Genomic DNA, 21,687 nt, shown 5'->3' on the forward strand with positions numbered 1-21,687 from the left:
GAGGTCAGCCATGGCCGAGCTCACGCGACTACCCAAGGGCGCCCGGGTGTCTGGGGGTGCGCGGGAGGCCCTGCAGACCGAGCTGCGGGATCGCTATCAGTCGGGCACCAGCATCCGGACGCTCGCGGACGCAACCGGCCGCTCGTACGGCTTCATCCGGGCCCTGCTCACCGAGGCGGGCGTGACGCTGCGGGGCCGCGGCGGCGCGAACCGCCGCGGCCGCCTCTCGCATTGATCGCGGCGGCCGCCGATCGCGTCAGTCTCGGCGGCGGACCGATTCCTCGACCAGGTCCAGCACGGCGGACAGGTTCTCGCCCGCGTGTCCCGACGCGATCCGGGCGATGAGCCCGTCGAGGACCAGATCGAGATAACCGACCAGCACATCGGTCGGGAGGTCGTCCCGCAGCCGGCCCGCGGACTTCTGGCGTTCGAGCCGGTTGATCGTCGCCTCGGTCAGTTCCGCGCTGCGCTGGGACCAGCCCCGCGCGAATTCGGGGTCGGTCCGGAGTCGGCGGGCGATCTCGAGCCGGGTGCCGAGCCAGTTGAACTGGTCCGGCTGGGCCAGCATGTCCCGCATGACCTGGACCAGGCCCTGGTTCGCCGCGACATCGGCCATCCGCATGGCGTCCTCGTGTGCGAGCGCGAGGAACAGGCCGTCCTTGTCCTTGAAGTGGTGGAAAATCGCTCCCCGCGAGAGACCAGTGGTCTCCTCGAGGCGGCGCACGGTGGCACCGTCGTAGCCGTACTCCGCGAAGCAGCGGCGAGCGCCGTCGAGGATCTGGCTCCGCCGTGCGGCGAGGTGGTCTTCGCTGACCTTCGGCACAGCCGACGTCCTTTCGTACGAAAAGGGAACGGCGGGCCCGAGACGAGACGTCCCGAGCCCGCCGTCAGCGCAACTGCGTGGTGCCAGTTGTGACTAGCCCTTGATCATGTTGCGGAGCACGTACTGCAGGATGCCGCCGTTGCGGTAGTAGTCCGCCTCGCCGGGGGTGTCGATGCGGACGACCGCGTCGAACTCAACCTTGGTGCCGTCCGTCTTGGTGGCCGTGACCTTCATGGTCTTCGGGGTGACGCCCTCGTTGAGCTTGGCGATGCCCGTGATGTCGAAGGTCTCGGTGCCGTCCAGGCCCAGCGACCCGGCGGACTCGCCGGCCGGGAACTGCAGCGGCACAACGCCCATGCCGATGAGGTTGGAGCGGTGGATGCGCTCGAACGACTCGGTGATGACGGCCTTGACGCCGAGCAGGCTGGTGCCCTTGGCGGCCCAGTCACGCGAGGAACCGGAGCCGTACTCCTTGCCGCCCAGGACGACCAGCGGGATGCCGGCGGCCTGGTAGTTCTGCGACGCGTCGTAGATGAACGACTGCGGGCCGCCCTCGAGGGTGAAGTCGCGGGTGTAGCCGCCCGAGACGTCGTCGAGGAGCTGGTTGCGCAGGCGGATGTTCGCGAACGTGCCGCGGATCATCACCTCGTGGTTACCGCGACGCGAGCCGAGGGAGTTGTAGTCCTTGCGCTCGACACCGTTGGCGTCCAGGTACTGCGCGGCCGGGGTGCCGGGCTTGATCGGTCCTGCCGGGCTGATGTGGTCGGTGGTGACCGAGTCGCCCAGCAACGCCAGGACGCGGGCGCCCGTGATGTCGGCGACCGGGGTGGTCTCCATCGTCATGCCCTCGAAGTACGGCGCCTTGCGGACGTAGGTCGAGTTCTCGTCCCACTCGAAGGTGTCGCCCTCCGGGGTGGACAGGTTCTGCCAGCGCTCGTCGCCCTTGAAGACGTTGGCGTAGGAGTTGACGAACATCTCCTGGTTGATCGAGGAGGCGATGGTCTCCTCGATCTCCTTGGTGGAGGGCCAGATGTCCTTCAGGAAGACGTCGTTGCCGTCCGTGTCCTGTCCGAGCGGGTCGGTCTCGAAGTCGAAGTCCATGGTGCCTGCGAGACCGTAGGCGATGACCAGCGGCGGGGAGGCCAGGTAGTTCATCTTGACGTCGGGGGAGATGCGACCCTCGAAGTTTCGGTTACCCGACAGCACCGCGGTGACCGACAGGTCGTTGTCGTTGATCGCCTTGGAGATGTTCTCCGGGAGGGGACCGGTGTTGCCGATGCAGGTGGTGCAGCCGTAGCCACCGAGGTAGTAGCCGAGCTTCTCGAGGTACGGCCAGAGGCCGGCCTTCTCGTAGTAGTCGTTGACGACCTGCGAGCCCGGCGCCATGTTGGTCTTGACCCACGGCTTGGTGGACAGGCCCTTCTCGACCGCGTTGCGGGCCAGCAGGGCGGCGCCCAGCATCACCGACGGGTTCGAGGTGTTGGTGCAGGAGGTGATGCCCGCGACCACGACGGCGCCGTGGTCGAGGACGAACTCGCCCTGCTCCGGCGTGGTGACGCGCACCGGCTTGGAGGGGCGGCCCTCGGCGCCGTTCGCGGCCGACGCCACGGCGCCCGCACCGTCGTCGGCGAAGGAGAGCGCGGCGGGATCGGACGCGGGGAAGGACTCCTCGACGGCCTCGTCCAGTTGGCTGTGGTCGGCCGCGGCGTGATCCTCCACGTAGGTGTGGATGTCGCGACGGAACGCGTTCTTCGAGTCCGAGAGCAGGATGCGGTCCTGCGGGCGCTTCGGGCCTGCGATGGACGGCACCACGGTGCCGAGGTCCAGCTCGAGGTACTCGGAGTAGTTGGGCTCGGCGTCGGCGTCGTGCCACATGCCCTGTTCCTTGGCGTACGCCTCGACGAGCGCGAGCTGCTCCTCGCTGCGGCCGGTCAGGCGCAGGTAGTTCACGGTCTCCTCGTCGATCGGGAAGATCGCGGCGGTGGAACCGAACTCGGGGCTCATGTTACCCAGGGTGGCGCGGTTGGCCAGCGGCACCTCGGCGACGCCCTTGCCGTAGAACTCCACGAACTTGCCGACGACGCCGTGCTTGCGCAGCATGTCGGTGACGGTGAGCACCACGTCGGTGGCGGTCACGCCGGGCTTGATCTCGCCGGTCAGCTTGAAGCCGACGACGCGCGGGATCAGCATGGAGACCGGCTGGCCGAGCATCGCGGCCTCGGCCTCGATGCCGCCGACGCCCCAGCCCAGCACGCCCAGGCCGTTGACCATGGTGGTGTGCGAGTCGGTGCCGACGCAGGTGTCGGGGTACGCCTGACCGTTACGGATCATGACGGTGGGCGCCAGGTACTCGATGTTGACCTGGTGCACGATGCCCATGCCCGGGGGGACGACCTTGAAGTCGTCGAACGCGCCCTGGCCCCAGCGCAGGAACTGGTAACGCTCGCCGTTGCGCTGGTACTCGAGGTCGACGTTGCGCTCGAGGGCATCGGCGCGGCCGAAGACGTCGAGGATGACCGAGTGGTCGATGACCATGTCGGCGGGGGAGAGCGGGTTGACCTTGCTCGGGTCGCCGCCGAGGGCGGTGACGGCCTCACGCATGGTGGCGAGGTCGACGATGCAGGGCACGCCGGTGAAGTCCTGCATGATCACGCGGGCCGGGGTGAACTGGATCTCGATGCTCGGGTCGGCCGACGGATCCCAGCTCGCGATCGAGCGGATGTGGTCGGCGGTGATGTTCGCGCCGTCTTCGGTGCGCAGCAGGTTCTCTGCCAGGACCTTCAGTGCATAGGGCAACTTCTCGGTGCCGGGAACGGCGTTGAGGCGGAAGATCTCATACGAGTTCTCTCCGACCTCGAGGGTTCCCTTGGCGCCGAACGAATCAATACTGGTGCTCACGTCAGCTCCACTCGTCATTGAGGTTCGCCGTCGACGGGGCTGTGCCGACGGCTGAAGCGAAGCGCATCGCGGCGGACCAAACGGTCACGCCGGGCGCATCGCGGCAAGTCTAACAGTACGCTTGTCCTGTGAGAATTTCGGGCATGTGTGTAGGGCGCGTCGCGCCCGATCCGACACCTGTCGATTCTTGTCGACGGCACCGGCGCCCGCAACGCGGCAATCCCGGGTTTCGCCGCGCCGCGACATGTGTCACGTAATGTGCATCGGGTCAGCAGCGATGGTCCCCATACCGTCGTTCCCGTAACGCTGCATATCCCTCGACCCGATCCGGATGAAAGATGCCTGCTGCTCTCACCTCTGTGTTTCGTCCGGTCCTGGCTGACGTTCCTCCCGATATCGGCATCGACGCGATCCTGGCCGACGTCCAGGACGACGGGGTGTCGGCGCCCGCGAGTGATGTGGACGGGCTCAGGAGCGTCGTGGACCGGGCCGAGCAGGACGGGATCGAGCTGAGCGTCGTTGTGCTCGCGGCGAACCCGGTGCGTGATTCGCAGCTGCGAGACATCGCGACCGAGGTGGGTCAGCAGGAGGGCGGCACCGTGCTGGTGCTGAGCCCGAGCTGGGTGGGTACCTACAGCGACACCCTCAGTCGGGTCACCGTCGAGGATGCGCAGGACAAGGCGTACACCGGAAACCCGGTGGCCTCGGCCGACAACTTCCTCGGTGCGATCACGCGACCGGACCCGCCGTACGGGCTCATCACGGCGGCGCTGGTGCTGCTGGTCGGCGGCGTTGCCGCGGTGAGCTTTTGGGCGCGCTCGCGGCGTTCGGCGGCCGCCGTCGACGGCGACGTAGACGCCCGATAAGGCGACTCATTCGGGTGGCCGTCCGTACCACTCGGGGATCGATCCGTCCGTAGCGAGAAATCCCAACTCCGCGAATATCTTTCGCAACCGATTCGACAAACCCGCAGCTCACGGCGCCCCGTGGGGGTGTGAATCAGTGTTTTTCTTGTGACTAGAGTTCCACTAGTGGGCATTGTGTCGTACGATACTTTTGGCACTTATGGGGAAGAAGTGTCGCTTTGAGCAGCATGACCACGCAAGTGGCGCGAGTTCGACGTTTGTTCGTTGACGTCGAGTGCTGCGGAGCTTGCGCGTCTTCCCTGTGCGGGTACGACCGAGCTGAGCGCTGATCCGTCCGGCTCGGTGGAGAACCGAGGGAGAGACCTGTGAGGCGAAGGGCACCGCGCACGAGGACTCGTAGTGCACAACTGCTGATCGGAATGGCGATAGTGGCCTCACTGGTCACGGGAACCCCAGGACTGGCCGCCGCAGTGCCGCCGCCACCGCCGAATCCGAGCGAATCCGAACTGCAACAGGCCGGCCAGGGCGTCGACGAGCGCGTCGGTCAGGTCAGCACCCTCATCAACGACGTGGCCGCCGCCGACCAGCAGTTGCGCGCGCTCGACGATGAGGTCGCGATCAAGCGTGAGCAGGTGAACAAGGCGCTGGTCGACCTGCAGATGTCCCGTGACGCGGCCGCCGCGGCCGCGGGTGCGGTCGGCATCAGCCAGCAGGCCCTGCGGGACGCGGGCGCCCAGATCGAGTTGGCGCAGACCAGGTTCGACGAGTTCGCGGCCAGAACGTACAAGCAGGGCACCGGCCTCGCGTCCTTCGCGTCGTTCCTGGGATCGCAGGGACCCGGCGACGTGCTCGACCGCGCCCAGGTGATGAAGATCCTCGCCACCAACAAGAATTCGGTGATGGACGCGCTGCAACGCGCGAGAACCGAACAGGCGAACAAGGATTCGTCGACGCGCGAGGCGAAGCAACAGGCGGATGTCGCCGCCGTCGCGGCCGAGTCCCGCAAGTCCGACGCCGAGAACGCCATCTCGGTCGCGAGGTCCGCGTTGGCGGAGCAGGCCGGCAAGAAGGCCGCGATCGAGGCACAGAAATCGTCGGCGGAGTCCGCGCTCGCGGCGGCACGGGAGAATGTCTCCGGGCTGCAGAGCCAGCGTCAGGCCTTCGTCAACTGGGACACCCAGCGGGCGGCCGAGCAGGCCGCGATCGCCGCAGCGGCTGCCGCTGCCCGAGAGGTCGCTGCCGCGGCCGCGGCGCGCGTCGCCGCGAACCAGGCGGCGAAGGACCGGGCCCGCGAGCTCGCCACGGGACAGCGCCCGCACACCCAGATCGAGGACGACACGGCGACCGACTACGGCACCGAGGAATCGGGCACCGTCGACTCGGAATCCGAGGAGGCCGAGTCCGAAGCGTCGGAGGAGTCCGAGGAGTCGCCGCCGGTCACCACCAAGCCGGTCAAGCCGAAGCCGAAGCCGAGCAAGCCCAAACCGGCCGTCACCGGCAGCGCCGCCGTCGAGACCGCGATCGACCGAGGGATGTCGCAGCTCGGTGTCACCTACGCCTGGGGCGGCGGAGACGAGAACGGGCCGACCCTCGGTATCCGGGACGGTGGCGTGGCGGACAGTTACGGCGACTTCAACAAGGTCGGTTTCGACTGCTCGGGCCTGATGATCTACGCCTTCGCAGGCATCGGCGTCTCGCTGCCGCACTACACCGGCTATCAGTACACGGCGGGCGAGCAGGTGCCGTCCTCGGAGATGCGACGCGGCGACATGATCTTCTATGGACCGAACGCCAGTCAGCATGTTGCGCTGTACCTTGGCAATGGGGAGATGCTGGAGGCGCCGCAGTCCGGTTCCATCGTCAAGGTGTCGCCGGTGCGCTGGGACGGCATGACCCCGTACGTGGTCCGAATGGTGTAGCGACCTGACCGCCTTCCGGGACACGGAGGCGGATCGAGGCGATCGATGTGAAAGCGGTGGATTCTTGGTGACCTCAGCTGACGGGGCAACCGGCAGTACGGACGTGCAGATCCTCGAGAAGGTGATCTACGAGGTCAAGCGAGTCATCGTCGGGCAGGACCGGCTGGTCGAGCGCATTCTCGTGGGGCTCCTCGCGAAGGGGCACGTGCTCCTCGAGGGCGTGCCGGGCGTCGCCAAGACGCTGGCGGTGGAGACCTTCGCGACCGTCGTCGGCGGTTCGTTCTCCCGGGTGCAGTTCACCCCGGACCTGGTGCCGACCGACCTGGTCGGTACCCGGATCTACCGGCAGGGCCGGGAGGAGTTCGACACCGAACTCGGTCCCGTCGTCGCGAACTTCGTGCTCGCCGACGAGATCAACCGGGCACCCGCGAAGGTCCAGTCGGCACTGCTCGAGGTGATGGCCGAGCGGCACGTCACCATCGGCGGCAAGACGTTCCCCATGCCGGAGCCGTTCCTGGTGATGGCGACCCAGAACCCGATCGAGAGCGAGGGCGTCTACCAGCTGCCCGAGGCCCAGCGTGACCGCTTCCTGTTCAAGATCCTGGTGGACTACCCGTCCGTGGAGGAGGAGCGCGAGATCGTCTACCGGATGGGTGTCGCGGCTCCCGAGCCGAAGCCGATCCTGGATCCCGCCGAGCTGATCCGCCTGCAGAAGGCCGCAAGCGCGGTCTTCGTGCACCACGCCCTGGTGGACTACGTGGTTCGCGTCATCGCGGCCACCCGCACCCCCGCCGATCTCGGCCTCACCGACGTGGCCGGGTGGATCGCGTACGGCGCCTCGCCGCGCGCGACGCTCGGCATCATCGCCGCCTCGCGGGCCCTCGCGCTGATGCGCGGACGTGACTACGTGGTGCCGCAGGACGTGCTCGAGGTGATCCCGGACGTGCTCCGCCACCGCCTGGTGCTCTCGTACGACGCCCTCGCGGACGACGTCTCGCCCGACGACGTCATCACCCGGGTGTTGCAGAGCGTCGGTCTCCCGCAGGTGGCGGCCCAGCCGGTCGCCCCGCCCGCGCAGGCGCCGAACGGCGCGGTCGCCCCGCAGGCGGCCCCGCAGTCCAACGGCACGCCGCAGCAACAGGCTGTCGCCGACCCGACCGCGTCGGTCGGTGGCCAGCAGCGGTGAGCGCCCCGGCTCATCGTGACGGCGGCGCGTTGCCCTCGTTCCGTTCGGGCGAGCTGCGCAACCCGGAGCTGTCCGCGGCTCTGCGCACCCTCGAGCTGACGGTCCGCAGGCGGCTCGACGGCGTCCTGCACGGCGAGCACCTCGGGCTGATCCCGGGGCCGGGCACCGAATCGGGCGACGCCCGCGAGTACCAGCCCGGTGACGACGTTCGCCAGATGGACTGGTCGGTGACCGCGAGGACGACGCATCCGCACGTGCGGATGTCGGTGGCCGATCGCGAGCTCGAGACGTGGCTGGTCGTCGACCTGTCCGCGAGCCTCGACTTCGGGACGACCGGGGCCGAGAAGCGCGACCTGGCGGTGGCCGCCGCGGCCGCCGTCACCCACCTCACCAGCGGGGGCGGCAACCGGATCGGCGCCATCGTCGCGACCGGCGAGCGGACCGTGCGCATCCCCGCGCGCGGCGGCCGGTTGCACGCGCAGGCCATGCTCCGGAAGATCGCGACCACCCCACAGGCCCCGGACGGGGTGCGGGGCGACCTGCGCGGCGCGATCGAGTCACTGCGCCGACCGCAGCGCCGACGCGGTCTCGCCGTGGTGATCAGCGACTTCCTCGGTCCGATCGACTGGGAGCGGTCGATGCGCGCGTTGTCCGGCAGGCACGACCTGCTGGGCATCGAGGTCCTCGACCCCCGTGACCTGGAGCTGCCGGACGTCGGAGACGTGGTGCTGCACGACCCGGAGACGGGCCGGACCCGGGAATTCCATACCAGCCCGTCACTGCGTGCTGATTTCGCCGCTGCCGCGCAGGAGCACCGGCGCGCGGTCGAGCACACGCTGCGGGGGTGCGGCGCGCCCGTCCTGGCGCTGCGCACCGACCGGGACTGGATCGCCGATGTCGTTCGCTTCGTGGCGTCGCGCCGACACAGTTATGGTGCTCGGGTGAATCGGGTGCCGCGCCAGTGAGCTTCGCTGATTTCGCGTCCCCGCTGTGGTTGGCGTTCCTCGTGGTGGTGGCGGCCCTCGCCGTCGCCTACGTCCTCGTCCAGCGCACCAGGCACAAGCATCTGCTCCGGTTCTCCAACCTCGAGCTGCTCGAGAAGGTCGCCCCGTCGCGGCCAGGGCGTTACCGGCACGTGCCCACCGCTCTGGTGCTGTGCGGACTGTTGCTGCTCACGGTGGCGCTCGCCGGCCCGACCTCGGAGAAGCGGGTGCCGCGGAACCGGGCCACCGTGATCATGGTGATCGACGTTTCCCTGTCGATGAAGGCCACCGACGTCGAGCCGACCCGGTTCGACGCAGCCAAGGCCGCCGCGAAGGACTTCGCGGACGGGCTGACGCCCGGGATCAACCTCGGGCTGGTCGCGTTCGCGGGTACCGCCTCGGTCCTGGTCTCGCCGACCATCAATCGCGAGGAGACCAAGACCGCGATCGACCACCTCAAGCTGAGCGAACGCACGGCGACGGGCGAGGCCATCTTCACCTCGCTGCAGTCGATCGAGACGCTCGGCGCGGTCCTGGGCGGCGGGGATCAGGCGCCGCCCGCGCGGATCGTGCTCCTCTCCGACGGCAAGCAGACGGTTCCCGACGATCCCGATGCCCCGCGCGGCGGCTACACCGCCGCCAGGGAGGCGAAGGAGAAGGGCGTGCCGATCTCGACGATCTCGTTCGGTACCACCTACGGCACCGTCGACATCGAGGACGAGCGGATCCCGGTCCCGGTCGACGATCCGTCGCTTCGCGAGATCGCGAACCTGTCCGGAGGTAGTTTCTTCACGGCGTCCAGCCTCGAGGAACTGCGCAAGGTCTACGACACCCTCGAGGAACAGATCGGGTTCGAGACGACAAGGGGCGACGCCAGCAGGCCCTGGCTCGTGCTCGGGGTGCTGTGCACCACGGCGGGGCTCGCCATGGCGCTGGTTCTGCGCCAACGCCTGCCCTGACGGGGCCATGACCCGTCACAATTCCACCGACCGACGCCGATACGGCGTACACGAACAGATAGGTTGATCGCATGTCGAACACCCCCTCTCCGTCCCGTTCCGTGCTCGTGACCGGAGGCAACCGCGGCATCGGCCTCGCGGTGGCCCAGCGTCTGGCGGCGGACGGCCACAAGGTGGCGGTCACGCACCGTGGCTCCGGGGTTCCCGAGGGCTTGTTCGGCGTGAAGTGCGACGTCACCGACGCGGAGTCGGTGGATCGGGCGTTCACCGAGGTCGAGGAGCACCAGGGCCCGGTCGAGGTGCTGGTCGCCAACGCGGGTATCACCGACGACACGCTGCTCATGCGGATGACCGAGGAGCAGTTCACGAACGTCATCGACGCCAACCTGACCGGTGCCTTCCGCTGCGCCAAGCGGGCCAACCGGGGCATGCTGCGCGGACGTTGGGGCCGGATGATCTTCCTCGGTTCGGTGGTGGGCATGGCCGGTCAGGCGGGCCAGATCAACTACGCCGCCTCCAAGGCCGGCGTGATCGGTCTGGCGCGCTCGGTGACCCGTGAACTGGGCTCGCGGTCGATCACTGCGAACGTGGTCGCGCCCGGCTTCATCGAGACCGACATGACCGCCGATCTGCCGGAGGACATGAAAGAGATGGCCAAGAAGTTCATCCCGCTGCAGCGAGTGGGCAAGGCCGAGGACGTCGCCGCCGTGGTCAGCTTCCTCGCCTCGGAGGACTCCGCCTACGTCTCCGGCGCGGTCATTCCCGTGGACGGCGGCATGGGTATGGGCCACTAGGTCCGCTCGAAACATCACGCACCCAACGACTTTCATTCACAGGAGTAGAAACATGGGCGGACTGCTCGAAGGCAAGACCATCCTCGTCACCGGGATCATCACCGACTCGTCGATCGCATTCCACGTCGCGAAGGTGGCGCAGGAGCAGGGCGCGAAGGTCATCATCACCGGGTTCGACCGGCTGCGGCTGATCGACCGCATCGCGCAGCGCCTGCCGCAGCCGGTGCCGCCGGCGATCGAGCTCAACGTGCAGGACGATGAGCACCTCGCGACATTGGCGGACCGCGTCCGTGAGCTCGCGCCCGAGGGCATCGACGGCGTCGTGCACTCCATCGCGTTCTCTCCGCGCTCCGGCCTGGGTGCACCCTTCCTCGACGCGCCGTGGTCGGACATCTCGACCGCACTCGAGGTGTCGGCCTACTCGTACGCGTCGCTGGCGAAGGCGCTGCTGCCGGTGCTCAACGACAACGCCTCGATCGTCGGCATGGATTTCGACCCGTCGCGGGCGATGCCGTTCTACAACTGGATGGGTGTCTCGAAGGCCACCCTCGAGGCAGTCAACCGCTACGTGGCGAAGGAGGTCGGCGTCCGTGGCATCCGCTCGAACCTCGTCGCCGCGGGTCCGATCAAGACCCTGGCCGCCAAGGCCATCGCGGGCGACAGCACCGGACCGGGTGCCGAGCTCGACAGGCTGAACACGGGTTGGGACGACGTCGCACCGATCGGCTGGAACGTCGATGACCCGACGCCCGTCGCCAAGAGCGTCTGCACGGTGCTCTCGGACTGGCTGCCCGGTACCAGCGCCTCGATCATCTACGTCGACGGCGGCTTCCACGCGATGGCCGGATAGGTACGAGCTCTCACACCATGACCACCGAGTTCGATGCCCTGCTGCTGCTCTCCTTCGGCGGACCCGAGAAGCCCGACGACGTCCGCCCCTTCCTGGAGAATGTGACCAGGGGCAGGGGAGTGCCGCCCGAGCGCCTCGACGAGGTGGTCGAGCACTACCTGCACTTCGGTGGGGTATCGCCGATCAATCGGCTCAACCGCGACATCATCGCCGCGGTCGAGTCGGAGTTCGCCGGTGCGGGAATCGAATTGCCGATCTACTTCGGTAACCGCAACTGGCATCCGATGGTCGAGGACACCGTCGCTCGCATGCGCGACGACGGTGTCCGCTCGGCGCTTGTGTTCCCCACTTCGGCGTGGGGCGGCTACTCGGGGTGCCGGCAGTATCACGAGGACATCGAGCGGGCCAGGTCCGCGGTCGGCGACGGTGCGCCCGCACTGGTGAAGTTGCGCCAGTACTACGACCACCCCCTGCTCATCGCCGCGTTCGCCGAGGCGATCGTCGCGGCCCGCGAGCAGCTCCCGGCCGATCGGCGCGCCGGGGCCCGGCTCGTGTTCACCGCGCACTCGATCCCGGTCTCCGCCGACGCCTCGGCTGGTCCGCCCGCCGACGGCGGCAGGCTCTACAGCCGCCAGGTGGCCGAGGCCGCCCGGTTGTGTGCGGACGCAGTCGGTGTCGAGGAGTTCGACCTGGTCTGGCAGTCGCGGTCGGGTCCGCCGCAGATCCCGTGGCTCGAGCCCGACATCTGTGATCACCTCGACGCGCTGGCCGCGGCAGGCACCGAGGCAGTGATCGTGTGCCCAGTTGGTTTCGTCTCCGATCATCTCGAGGTGATCTGGGACCTGGACACCGAGGCAAGGGACAGGGCCGCCGAGCTCGGGCTGGGCTACGTCCGGGTCGGCACGCCTGGCACCGATCCGCGCTTCGCGCAGTTGGTTTCGGCGCTGGTGCGGGAGCAGTCGGACGGGGCCGCCCCGCAGCGGCTCGGATCGGAACCGCTGTACGGAGCAGGTGCGAACGGCGCCCTGTGCGCGGTGGCGTGCTGCGAGCCACCTCGCAGGCCGGGGCGCTGACCGCTCGGATCAGCCGGAGATCTGTTGCAGGGTCCAGCTGTTGCCATCCGGGTCGGTGAAGCCCGCGTACGAGACGGTCGGCTTGCCAGGGGCGCCCATCTCCTCGACCTCACCCATCTCCACGCCGCGGCCCGCGAGTTCGGCCCGTGCGCCGTGGATGTCGTCGGCGACCAGGTGCAGGCCCTTCACCGAACCCGGAGTCGTGTCGACGATGCCGATGCCGAAACAGATGGAGCAGGCCGACCCGGGCGGGGTCAGCTGTACGACGCGGAACTGATCGCCCGCGCTGTGATCGTGGTCGAGCGTGAAACCCGCCTTGTCGATGTAGAAGGACTTCGCACGATCGACGTCGGCGACGGGAAGCGGTACGAGTTGGAGTCTCAGGTCCACGGTGGTCTGCCCTCTCCTGTGCGTGTCTGGGGACGATCATCGTGGATCCTCCTCCTCGGCCCGACCGGTTGTCGACGTACCTCGCCGACGGTGTCGGGTCGGCGAACAGCGGCGTAATGTTCGGACCGTCGGAACCTGGAGAGGCGATGGTACTGATGCGTACCGACGGAGACACCTGGGACATCGTGAGCAGCGTGGGCCGCACCGCATTGGGGGTGGCGACCTTCAGGGCGCTGGAATCGGAACGTCCCGATCCACTGATCACGGACGGATTCGCACGCTGGTTCGTGGAGGCGGCCGGTGACCAACACTTCACCCGGCTGCTGGCCGACCCGTCCCCACTCGAGAAGATGCCGTTCTTCTTTCCTGGCTTCATGGGCGTGCGGACCAGGTTCTTCGACGAGTACTTCACCGCGGCGTCCGCCGACGGGGTGGCGCAGGCGGTGATCGTTGCGGCCGGACTGGACGCGCGGGCCTACCGACTGGACTGGGCGCCGGACGTGGCGGTTTTCGAGGTCGACCAGCCGAAGGTGCTGGCTTTCAAATCCCGCGTGCTCGACGCGCACGGCGCCCGGCCGAAGGTCGATCGCAGGCCCGTCGCCGTCGACCTGCGCGAGGACTGGCCTGCCGCGCTGGAGGCCGGGGGATTCGACCCCGGCAGGCCGTGTGCCTGGTCGGCCGAGGGCCTGCTGCCGTACCTTCCCGGCGCCGCGCACGATGCGCTCTTCGAACGGATCGACGGGCTCTCGGCGGCGGGCAGCCGGATCGCCCTCGACGGGTTCGGTGCCGGGACGGACGTGAAACGGTTCCTTGCGTTGCGGGACAAGTACTTCGGGGACAAGCAGTTGGACGACATCGATATCGCGTCACTGTTCTACGACGACGAACGGGCCGACCCGGCGCAGTGGTTGACCGACCACGGCTGGACCGTGCGGCGGTTCAGCCCGGTCGAACTCACCGCGGCCTACGGTGTGGAGGTCCCGGATCTTCCCGACGACCTCGCGGACCTGGCGCGGACCCCCGCGTACCTGACGGCCACGAAATAGCGGCCGGGTCACACCCGAGGCCGGGCCGCTCGCACGGTCGCGGCGACCGCCCCCAGGCGGGCCGTCCGGATCGTCGACCAGAGCGGCCGAAGGGTCTCCTCGCGTGCCGCCACGCCCGCGGCGGTCTGCGCCCGGACTCCGGTTTCGCCCGCGACGGTGAGGATCGCGGCCACCTGGTCGGCGGTGTCGAAGATGCGCAGCGCGCGATCGGGAGTCGATTCGGGGTAGCTGTGGTGCGAGAACTCCTCGAGCGCCTCGGCGACTCGGGCGCGCGGGTCGCGGTCGTCTGCGGCGAACCCGCCGCGCATCGAGGCGAGGGTGTCGGCGGCGTCGCGGACGGCGCTGCGCATCTCGAACTCCGCCTCGCCCAACCCCATCTGTTCGGCCTGCTGCGGGATGACCGGCACCGGGAACACCGTCCAGCGCAGCACATCCGGGCCCTCCACGGTGGGCACGATGCCGACCCCCTGCCGGCCGGGCGCGCCGACCAGGATGCCCTCCTCGGCGTGGATGGCGGCCGCCGCGAAGTCGGTACCGGTGGGCAACCCTCGGACGTCACCCGGTGCGGGCAACACGAGGGTGAGCTGGGTGTCCGGGTCCTCGGCGCTCAGCATGCGGGCGATCCGCATCAACACGATCGGTCCGTTGTCCTGGAGCTGCGGCCAGGGCAGGTCCAGGCGCAGCGCCACCTCGGCGTCGCCCGCGCCCACCAGGTGCATGGGCGCCCAGGACTGGACGGCGTCGATGACGTCGTCGGGGGAGCTGGCCCCCGCGAGCCAGGAGGCGCCCCACAGGGTCAAGGTGGTGCTGGGACAGGACACGGTATTCCAGCATAGGTCGGCGTGGCGGGCTGCGACCAACCGAATCGGTGTCCTAGCGTTGTCGATCGTGAGTGCACGCGATATGTACGGCGGAAACATCTTCTCCGGCCACACCCGTAGCCGACGACCGGAGTACCCGAAGGTCCCCGCGGACAAGGGGCTCGTGGTCGAGGACTCGGCGACCGGCTACTGCGGCGCGGTGGTGGGCATGGAGAAGACGTACGACGGCGACTACGTGCGCCTCGAGGACTCCCGACGCCAGACGCGACTGTTCGCCATGCGTGAGGCTGCCTTCCTGATCGACGGAAAGCCGGTGACCCTGGTGCGGCCGACCGCCGCGAAGAAGCAGGCCGCGGCCACCAGGTCCGCGTCCGGATCGACCCGGGTGGAGGGGCTGAAGGCCCGCACCGCGCTGCCGAGCCGGATCTGGGTGGAGGGCATTCACGACGCCGCGCTGGTCGAGCGGGTCTGGGGCCACGACCTGCGGGTCGAGGGCGTCGTGGTCGAGCACCTGGAGGGGCTCGACAATCTCGCCGACCGGCTGGCCGAGTTCCGGCCAGGACCTGGACGGCGGGTCGGCGTGCTCGCCGACCACCTGGTCGAGGGCTCGAAGGAGTCCCGGATGACGCAGAACGTCGGGCCGCACGTGCTGGTCACCGGGCACCCGTACATCGACGTCTGGGAGGCGGTGCGGCCCAAGGCGGTCGGCATCGCGGCGTGGCCGAAGATCCCGCGCGGGCAGGACTGGAAGACGGGAATCTGCCGCGAGCTGGGCTGGGGGACCCCGCAGGACGGGTGGCGCCGGGTCTATGGCGCCGTGTCCAGCTTCCGCGACCTGGAGTCGCCGCTGATCGGGGCGGTCGAGCGACTGGTCGACTTCGTCACCGCCGCGGACTGATATCACGGTGCTTTCCCGGGCCGCACTCCGGCGGAACTCTGGTTAGATGGTGTTGTGGCAGCACTTGTCTGGCTGATAGCAGGAGTTTTGCTGGCCGCGGCCGAGGCATTGTCGGGGGACTTCTTCCTGTTGATGTTGGCCGGCGGCGCATTCGCCACGGCCGGGGTCAGTGCGGTGACCGACTGGCCGGTGTGGATCGACGCAGTCGTGTTCGGCGTGGTGTCGCTCGCGCTCGTCCTCGGGGTGCGGCCCGCGTTGCTGCGCCGCTTCGCGAAGCCGCCGCTGGTGCCAACCAATGTCGAGGCGCTGGCGGGTAAACATGCGCTGGTGCTCGAGGAGGTTGCCGAGCACGCGGGCCAGATCAAGCTCGCAGGCGAGGTGTGGACCGCGCGCCCGCTCGACAGTTCCGAGGTGTATCCGCCAGGAACGACCGTGACCGTGATGGAGATTGACGGCGCGACCGCCGTCGTATGGAGGGGACCCTGAATGGCTGGAGGGATGTGCACGTGGCCGCACTGATTGTTTTAGCCGTGATCGTGCTGCTGGTGGTGATCGTGGTGGCGAAGTCGGTCGCCCTGGTCCCGCAGGCGGAGGCGGCCGTCATCGAGCGGCTCGGCCGCTACGCGAAGACGGTGTCCGGCCAGCTGACGTTCCTGGTGCCGTTCGTGGACAGGATCCGGGCCAAGGTGGACCTGCGTGAGCGGGTGGTGTCCTTCCCGCCGCAGCCCGTGATCACCCAGGACAACCTGACCCTGAACATCGACACCGTCGTCTACTTCCAGGTGACCAACCCGCAGGCCGCGGTGTACGAGATCAACAACTACATCGTCGGCGTGGAGCAGCTGACCACCACGACACTGCGCAACGTGGTCGGCGGCATGACCCTGGAGGAGACGCTGACCTCGCGCGACTCGATCAACGGGCAGCTCCGTGGGGTGCTGGACGAGGCCACCGGCCGGTGGGGACTGCGAGTGGCCCGCGTCGAGCTCAAGAGCATCGATCCGCCGCCGTCGATCCAGGAGTCGATGGAGAAGCAGATGAAGGCGGACCGCGAGAAGCGCGCGATGATCCTCACCGCCGAGGGCCACCGCGAATCCGCCATCAAGACCGCGGAGGGCGACAAGCAGTCGCGGATCCTCGCGGCGGAGGGCGCCAAGCAGGCGTCGATCCTCAGCGCGGAGGGTGAGCGGCAGTCCCGCATCCTGCGCGCGCAGGGTGAGCGGGCCGCGAAGTACCTGCAGGCGCAGGGTCAGGCGAAGGCGATCGAGAAGGTGTTCGCGGCCATCAAGGCCGGCAAGCCGACGCCGGAACTGCTTGCCTACCAGTATCTTCAGACTCTGCCGCAGATGGCGCAGGGCGACGCGAACAAGGTGTGGTTGGTGCCGAGCGACTTCGGGGATGCGCTGAAGGGCTTCGCGCGGACCCTCGGGGCGCCAGGCGAGGACGGCGTGTTCCGCTACGAGCCCAGTCAGGCCGAGGAGGACCTGCTGAAGCCGGAGGACGACTCGGCGGAGGTCGCCGACTGGTTCGAGACCAAGTCGGATCCGGCCGTTGCTCGCGCGGTAGCGGCGGCGGAAGCCGTTGCGCGCCAACCCGTCGACACCTCGCTGGTGCCCGAGCATCAGCTCGAGCCGCAGCGTCACCAGGCGAGCGAGCTCCCGGCGGGCCCCGCGGATCCGGGTGGGCAGCTGCCGCAGCCGTAGCCGGAAGCGGTCGCTCAGGTCGGCGTGTGTGCGGGTCGACCCACGACCGATTCGACGACGCTGAGGACGGACGCCGCGAGACGCTCGGTCTGGCCGTCGCGGACGTAGTGGAGCACCATGTCGGGGTTGATGGTGGCCAGCAGGACCGGGGCCACTGCCTCGGCGTCGAGATCCGGTCGAGCCTCCGCGAGCAGAGCCGCGACGTGCCCGTACCAGAATCCGTGAATCGCCTCGGTGTGCGGGTCGGCGGTGGCGTTGTCGTAGGCGATCATCAGCTCGACGTTGTCCGCGACCAGTCGGAACATGGCGTCGAAGTACGCGAGCAGTCTGTCGCCTGCGGGCGCGCCGGGCCCGAGCGGCGGCTCGCCGCTGACGACCGCGTCGCGCAGATTGTGCGCGCGCTCGAGGACCAGGGCCTTCATCAGCCCGGCGCGGCTGCCGAAGCGGTGGAAGACGGTTCCCTTGCCGACCCCTGCCGCCGCCGCGATCTGCTCGACCGAGACGTTCGCGGCGCCGAACTCGCTCAGGAGCGCGTCGGTCGCGTCGAGGATCGCGCGGCGATTTCGGGCGGCGTCGCTGCGCTCCCGCGTTGATCCGCTACCCACTCGTGTACCTCCGTTGACAAGTTGACCGTCGGTCCATAACGTGACATTCGTCCATTAACTGGACCGGCAGTCAAATTAGGGAGTGTCGATGCGGGCAATAGTAATGACATCGGTCGGTGGACCCGAGGTCCTCGTCGAGCGGGACGTGCCCGCACCGCAGCCTGGGGTCGGGGAGGTGGTGGTCCGAGCCGAGGCGATCGGGGTCCATTTCGCCGAAACACAGCTCCGCTCAGGGATCTTCCCGTCGCCTGCGGTCCCTCCGTTCGTATTCGGGGGCGAGGCGGCGGGGACGGTCGTCGAGGTGGGTGGGGGCGTCGACCGTGGCATGATCGGCGCGCGGGTGATCGCGACGACCGATGGCACCGGTGCCTACGCCGAGCGGGTGGTGGCGGCGGCCGCCGCGACCGTCCGTGTCCCCGACGGGCTGTCGTTGACCGACGCCGTCGCGGTGTCGGTGCCGGGTGCGGTGGCGTTGACCCTGCTGCGAGCCGCTGACCTGCGGGGCGGTGAGGTGGTTCTCGTGGAAGCCGCCGCGACGGGAGTCGGCGCGTACCTGACCCAGCTGGCGGGAGAGTTCGGCGCGGCGCGCGTCCTCGCCACCGCAGGGACGGCCGACAAGCGAGACCGGGCGCGCGCGTTCGGCGCCGACGACGTGATCGATCACTCTGACCCGGATTGGCCGGGCCGCGTGCGCGAAGTCCTGGGCGACGCGACCATCGACGTCGCGTTCGAGTCGATCGGTGGCGAGTCCGCGGCGCGACTCCTGGATCTGATGACCCCGCTGGAGGGTCGAATGCTGTTCTACGGGTTGCTGAGTGGTCGGCCGGCCGCCATCGGGTCCACGGACCTGATGCTGCGAGGGCTCACGCTCACCGGCTGCGGCGGACCGGCCTGGCTGGGGCGTGTCGCGGCGACCAGGGCCGAGATCCTCGAGCGTGCGGCCGCCGGAACCGTCACACCCGTGGTCGATTCGATCCTTCCCCTCGGTGACGCCGCGCTGGCGCACGAGAAGATCGAGAAGCGGGCCGCCACGGGGAAGATGATCCTGGTGCCGACGGCCAGTGCTTCGGCATCTGAGTTCTTCAGTGTCTAGGTGATGAGCGCCTTCGCGACCCCGCACACCGCCACCGCCCACAGCACGCTGGTGAAGGTGCCGATGATGAACTGTTCGGACGCATGGGGTTCGCGCAGTTCCGGGTAGCGCGCCAGGCCCTTGACCGCGAGCACGATCGCGAGACCCTCGGGCCAGCCCGCCAGGATCGCCACCGCGACGGCGCTGCGCTCGAGCACGCCGATGATCCGGCCGCCACGCAGCGGGCCCTCGCCGGCGACGCGAGGAGCGAGCACCGCCGCGTCGGGCGTCGGCCCCGCGTCCTCCTGGCGCTTGGCGATGCGAAATGCCGCGCGTACCAACGGCGCTCCACCGGTGGCCGCGGCCAGCACGGCGAGTACCAGGGTCGCGCCGAGCGCGAACCCCGTGACAGGCCGGGTCGCGGTGGCGGCGAGCGCGGCGCCGCCGAGGGCGAGCGTCGCGATGGTCGGGCTGATCCACAGCCGGATCCGGCCGCTCGCGAGCACCGCGGGGGACACCGCGGCGAGGCCGAGCAGGACCAGGGCGAGCGTGGTCATCGGGCGGCCTCCTGGAGAAGTCGCAGGGCGAGGTCACGACCGGCGCACTCCGCCTGCCATCCGGCCACGGCCAACCGCTGCGAGATGGCCTGCTTGCTGATGCCGAGCCGCTCCGCGGCCTCGGCCTGGGTGAGTCCCTCCCGCATTGCGGCCACCGCGTCCCGACCCGGCGCGGACCGCCTCGACACGAGCACCGACACCAGCATGAGGGCGGTTTCCGCGTCGGCTGCTGAGGCGGCGTCGGGCCCGGTGACGGCGACCGAGCCGGGCAGGTTCTTGGCGCGATCGACGGCGTCCCTTGCGGCCTCGAAGGCCTGCCCCCGTCCGGCCCGGGTGCTGGCAGGCAGGGGGCTCTCGACGGCACCGACGCCGATCCCCACGCTCCAGTACCCGCGTGCCGCCAATTCGAGTGCGAGGTCGATCACCACATCGGCCCGCTCCGCCACCGCCTGCACCTCGTCGCCCGCGGTGCGCTCGAACGGGCGCAGCAGCGGTGCGTTGGCGAACTCGCGCAGGATCGGATCGACGCGGTCGACGTCGCGGCGGCTACCGCGCTGGTCGACCGTCATGACGAACATTTGTCAAGGCTAGGAACTGGATCCTACGAAGTCAAGGTTCATAACTTGATTGGTCACAATCTAGTGTGCAGCCTTGACCTCGGTGTTGTCGCTCCTGGTCGGCACGCCCATTCGGGCGTCCAGCACCAGGCCGATGACGCCGATTGCGATGCAGACCGCGGAGAAGGCGAGCAGTGCCGGGTTGGTATCGCCGCCGAGAGCGTTGCCGAGCACCACGACACCGATGGTGCCGGGCAGCACCCCGGCCAGGGTGGCGAGCATGTAGGGCAGGAGCCGGACTGACGACACGCCGCTGCAGTAGTTGATCACCGAGAACGGAACCGGGGCGATCAGTCGCAGCGAACCCACCGCCAGCCAACCCCGCCGGGCGAGCCGGTCGTCGATCGCCTGGATCGCCGGGTGCGTCATCCGAGAGGCGAACGCGTCGCGTCCGACGGCGCGCACGAGCAACAGGGCGAGTACGGCGCTGACGGTGGTCGCGGCGACGGCGATCAGGATTCCGGTCGCCGCCCCGAACAGCACCCCGGCACTGAGCGTGAAGACGGTGCGGGGGACCGGGGCGACCGTGACGAGGGCATGCACGGCGAAGAACACCAGCGGGAATGCGGGGCCGACGGACCGCGCCCACTCCCGAACCTGCTCGATGGACGGATGCGGCACGAGCAGCGCGGCGACCAGCAGCGCCGCGACGACCAGCAGCCCGGCGATCAGCTTCGGATCACGAAGGCGCCTGGTCACGTTCGCCAAGAGTACTCGGCGCGGGGCGGCGGCAGGTGACCGTCGCGACCCCGCACTCCCGGCCGTCGGCGTCGGTGCAGGTGACCCGGCTCACCGCGACCCGGCGTCCGGCGCGCAGCACCTCGGCCTCGAAGACGACCGGGCGGTCGAGCGGCACGGTCCGGAAGAAGTTGATCCGCAGGGAACTGGTGTCCATGGCGCCCGCCGACCCGGCCGCGGCCGCGTTGCCCGCGAGGTCGTACGCGCAGGCCTGCACACCGCCGTGCATCACACCGAGTGCGTTGGCGAGCGACCGGTTCGGCGGCACGGTCAGCCGCGCGCCGCGGTCGGTCCGTTCGAGGGTGCCGCCGATCGTCTCCAGTGGCGTCATCGTCGTCGGCCCGGACCCGTCGGCGGGTGCGAGCGGGCGTTCGTCGCGGGACTGTTGGACGCCGTCGACGAAGTTGCCCCATGCGGTGCCGGTGGCGACCAACTCGCCTGCGGCGTCGAACACCCGCACCGAACTCATCGCGCCGTCCTCGCCGCGGGTCTCGAGCCTGCCCTCGGCGGTCAGGTGCGGCCCGGTCCAGCCGGTCGGCCGGACGAAGTCGACAGACAGGTCGGCGCTGACCAGACCGGCCCGGTCGCCGCGCCGCTCGTACATGGTGAAACCGAGGCAGTCGTCGAGCAGCACCCCGAGCGCCGCGGTCCTGCCGTGTGGCTCGGGCGCGCCCAGGTCCATCGTCATCCGGTTCACCGCGCCGTCGCGGGTGGCCGGACTGACCCGGAACAGGGCCTGTGGCGTCCTCCGCTCAGCGCCCGTCCGGACATTCGCAATGCTCATTGCGTGGAGGTTACCGAAGGGTAGGTGATCCAGGCGATAGTGGCCGAAAGGGTGCGGCTAGCATCACAGAAACAATGACTGTGTCCGAATATGGAGAGGAAGCAG

General features: G+C 69.1%; 23 protein-coding genes. 14 read left to right on the plus strand and 9 right to left on the minus strand.

Annotation, left to right across the window (positions count from 1 at the left end; all coding sequences use genetic code 11):
* Nucleotides 1–10 precede the first annotated feature (10 nt).
* The gene (locus tag FCG67_RS09950) at nucleotides 11–235 is read left to right on the plus strand and encodes a helix-turn-helix domain-containing protein (RefSeq protein ID WP_077041561.1); all 225 of its coding nucleotides are present in this window, start codon (nucleotides 11–13) and stop codon (nucleotides 233–235) included.
* Nucleotides 236–256: 21 nt separating this feature from the next.
* Here the strand turns inward: FCG67_RS09950 and FCG67_RS09955 are convergent, their stop codons facing one another.
* Together FCG67_RS09955 and FCG67_RS09960 are read right to left on the minus strand one after the other, a co-directional pair.
* Nucleotides 257–823 carry a TetR/AcrR family transcriptional regulator gene (locus tag FCG67_RS09955; RefSeq protein WP_136909375.1) on the minus strand — a complete coding sequence of 189 codons (567 nt, stop codon included), beginning with the start codon at nucleotides 821–823 and terminating at the stop codon, nucleotides 257–259.
* A gap of 93 nt (nucleotides 824–916) precedes the next feature.
* Complete coding sequence (locus FCG67_RS09960) at nucleotides 917–3,721, minus strand: aconitate hydratase (RefSeq protein ID WP_136909377.1); 2,805 nt, start codon at nucleotides 3,719–3,721, stop codon at nucleotides 917–919.
* 338 nt (nucleotides 3,722–4,059) lie between these two features.
* On the opposite strand from FCG67_RS09960, the gene FCG67_RS09965 reads away from it, so the two are divergent.
* The 8 genes from FCG67_RS09965 (at nucleotide 4,060) to FCG67_RS10000 (ending at nucleotide 12,351) form a co-directional block, all read left to right on the plus strand.
* Nucleotides 4,060–4,587 carry an Rv1476 family membrane protein gene (locus tag FCG67_RS09965; RefSeq protein ID WP_136909379.1) on the plus strand — a complete coding sequence of 176 codons (528 nt, stop codon included), beginning with the start codon at nucleotides 4,060–4,062 and terminating at the stop codon, nucleotides 4,585–4,587.
* Between the two features lie 419 nt (nucleotides 4,588–5,006).
* Nucleotides 5,007–6,506, plus strand: coding sequence for an NlpC/P60 family protein (locus FCG67_RS09970; protein ID WP_136909385.1), 1,500 nt, complete (start codon nucleotides 5,007–5,009; stop codon nucleotides 6,504–6,506).
* Nucleotides 6,507–6,570: 64 nt separating this feature from the next.
* On the plus strand, nucleotides 6,571–7,692 hold the full coding sequence (locus FCG67_RS09975; protein ID WP_136909387.1) for a chaperone MoxR1: 1,122 nt from the start codon (nucleotides 6,571–6,573) through the stop codon (nucleotides 7,690–7,692).
* Nucleotides 7,689–8,657, plus strand: coding sequence for a DUF58 domain-containing protein (locus tag FCG67_RS09980; protein WP_136909389.1), 969 nt, complete (start codon nucleotides 7,689–7,691; stop codon nucleotides 8,655–8,657). Before FCG67_RS09975 ends, FCG67_RS09980 begins: the two co-directional genes overlap by 4 nt.
* Complete coding sequence (locus FCG67_RS09985; RefSeq protein WP_097209826.1) at nucleotides 8,654–9,634, plus strand: VWA domain-containing protein; 981 nt, start codon at nucleotides 8,654–8,656, stop codon at nucleotides 9,632–9,634. Before FCG67_RS09980 ends, FCG67_RS09985 begins: the two co-directional genes overlap by 4 nt.
* 71 nt (nucleotides 9,635–9,705) lie before the next feature.
* Nucleotides 9,706–10,428, plus strand: a complete 723-nt coding sequence (gene fabG1, locus FCG67_RS09990) for a 3-oxoacyl-ACP reductase FabG1 (RefSeq protein WP_027501904.1) — start codon at nucleotides 9,706–9,708, stop codon at nucleotides 10,426–10,428.
* A 52-nt stretch (nucleotides 10,429–10,480) separates the two neighbouring features.
* Nucleotides 10,481–11,278, plus strand: coding sequence for an NADH-dependent enoyl-ACP reductase InhA (inhA, locus tag FCG67_RS09995; protein WP_097209824.1), 798 nt, complete (start codon nucleotides 10,481–10,483; stop codon nucleotides 11,276–11,278).
* Nucleotides 11,279–11,295: 17 nt separating this feature from the next.
* Nucleotides 11,296–12,351: a ferrochelatase gene (locus FCG67_RS10000; protein ID WP_136909391.1), complete on the plus strand. Its 1,056-nt coding sequence runs from the start codon at nucleotides 11,296–11,298 to the stop codon at nucleotides 12,349–12,351.
* 9 nt (nucleotides 12,352–12,360) lie between these two features.
* Here FCG67_RS10000 and FCG67_RS10005 read toward each other — a convergent pair whose 3' ends face one another.
* Nucleotides 12,361–12,741: a VOC family protein gene (locus tag FCG67_RS10005; protein ID WP_136909393.1), complete on the minus strand. Its 381-nt coding sequence runs from the start codon at nucleotides 12,739–12,741 to the stop codon at nucleotides 12,361–12,363.
* Between the two features lie 155 nt (nucleotides 12,742–12,896).
* On the opposite strand from FCG67_RS10005, the gene FCG67_RS10010 reads away from it, so the two are divergent.
* Complete coding sequence (locus tag FCG67_RS10010; RefSeq protein WP_136909395.1) at nucleotides 12,897–13,787, plus strand: class I SAM-dependent methyltransferase; 891 nt, start codon at nucleotides 12,897–12,899, stop codon at nucleotides 13,785–13,787.
* 8 nt (nucleotides 13,788–13,795) lie between these two features.
* Here the strand turns inward: FCG67_RS10010 and FCG67_RS10015 are convergent, their stop codons facing one another.
* Nucleotides 13,796–14,608 (minus strand): hypothetical protein, encoded by an 813-nt coding sequence (locus tag FCG67_RS10015; RefSeq protein WP_136909397.1) that lies wholly within the window; start codon nucleotides 14,606–14,608, stop codon nucleotides 13,796–13,798.
* 67 nt (nucleotides 14,609–14,675) lie between these two features.
* Here FCG67_RS10015 and FCG67_RS10020 point away from each other — a divergent pair, with 67 nt between their 5' ends.
* The 3 genes from FCG67_RS10020 to FCG67_RS10030 are packed head-to-tail and all read left to right on the plus strand — an operon-like array spanning nucleotide 14,676 to nucleotide 17,209.
* Nucleotides 14,676–15,506 carry a DUF3097 domain-containing protein gene (locus FCG67_RS10020; RefSeq protein ID WP_246044982.1) on the plus strand — a complete coding sequence of 277 codons (831 nt, stop codon included), beginning with the start codon at nucleotides 14,676–14,678 and terminating at the stop codon, nucleotides 15,504–15,506.
* A 54-nt stretch (nucleotides 15,507–15,560) separates the two neighbouring features.
* Complete coding sequence (locus FCG67_RS10025; protein ID WP_136909399.1) at nucleotides 15,561–15,992, plus strand: NfeD family protein; 432 nt, start codon at nucleotides 15,561–15,563, stop codon at nucleotides 15,990–15,992.
* 20 nt (nucleotides 15,993–16,012) lie between these two features.
* Nucleotides 16,013–17,209: an SPFH domain-containing protein gene (locus FCG67_RS10030; protein WP_136909401.1), complete on the plus strand. Its 1,197-nt coding sequence runs from the start codon at nucleotides 16,013–16,015 to the stop codon at nucleotides 17,207–17,209.
* A gap of 14 nt (nucleotides 17,210–17,223) precedes the next feature.
* On the opposite strand, the gene FCG67_RS10035 is transcribed toward FCG67_RS10030, so the two are convergent.
* Nucleotides 17,224–17,814, minus strand: a complete 591-nt coding sequence (locus tag FCG67_RS10035) for a TetR/AcrR family transcriptional regulator (protein ID WP_136909403.1) — start codon at nucleotides 17,812–17,814, stop codon at nucleotides 17,224–17,226.
* 88 nt (nucleotides 17,815–17,902) lie between these two features.
* Here FCG67_RS10035 and FCG67_RS10040 point away from each other — a divergent pair, with 88 nt between their 5' ends.
* Nucleotides 17,903–18,907: a quinone oxidoreductase family protein gene (locus FCG67_RS10040; RefSeq protein ID WP_136909405.1), complete on the plus strand. Its 1,005-nt coding sequence runs from the start codon at nucleotides 17,903–17,905 to the stop codon at nucleotides 18,905–18,907.
* Here the strand turns inward: FCG67_RS10040 and FCG67_RS10045 are convergent.
* Genes FCG67_RS10045 through FCG67_RS10060 form a run of 4 tightly spaced genes read right to left on the minus strand, consistent with a single transcriptional unit; the run spans nucleotide 18,904 to nucleotide 21,582 of the window.
* Nucleotides 18,904–19,443, minus strand: coding sequence for a hypothetical protein (locus tag FCG67_RS10045; protein WP_136909407.1), 540 nt, complete (start codon nucleotides 19,441–19,443; stop codon nucleotides 18,904–18,906). The genes FCG67_RS10040 and FCG67_RS10045 overlap by 4 nt on opposite strands.
* Complete coding sequence (locus FCG67_RS10050) at nucleotides 19,440–20,021, minus strand: helix-turn-helix domain-containing protein (RefSeq protein ID WP_136909409.1); 582 nt, start codon at nucleotides 20,019–20,021, stop codon at nucleotides 19,440–19,442. The genes FCG67_RS10045 and FCG67_RS10050 overlap by 4 nt, the downstream gene beginning before the upstream one ends.
* A 60-nt stretch (nucleotides 20,022–20,081) precedes the next feature.
* The gene (locus tag FCG67_RS10055) at nucleotides 20,082–20,759 is read right to left on the minus strand and encodes a TVP38/TMEM64 family protein (RefSeq protein WP_136909411.1); all 678 of its coding nucleotides are present in this window, start codon (nucleotides 20,757–20,759) and stop codon (nucleotides 20,082–20,084) included.
* Entirely contained in the window at nucleotides 20,740–21,582 is an 843-nt protein-coding gene (locus tag FCG67_RS10060; RefSeq protein ID WP_136909413.1) for a PaaI family thioesterase, read from the minus strand. The genes FCG67_RS10055 and FCG67_RS10060 overlap by 20 nt, the downstream gene beginning before the upstream one ends.
* Nucleotides 21,583–21,687: the final 105 nt, after the last annotated feature.

This window comes from Rhodococcus oryzae, from assembly GCF_005049235.1.
In the GTDB taxonomy this organism is placed as follows: domain Bacteria; phylum Actinomycetota; class Actinomycetes; order Mycobacteriales; family Mycobacteriaceae; genus Rhodococcus_G; species Rhodococcus_G oryzae.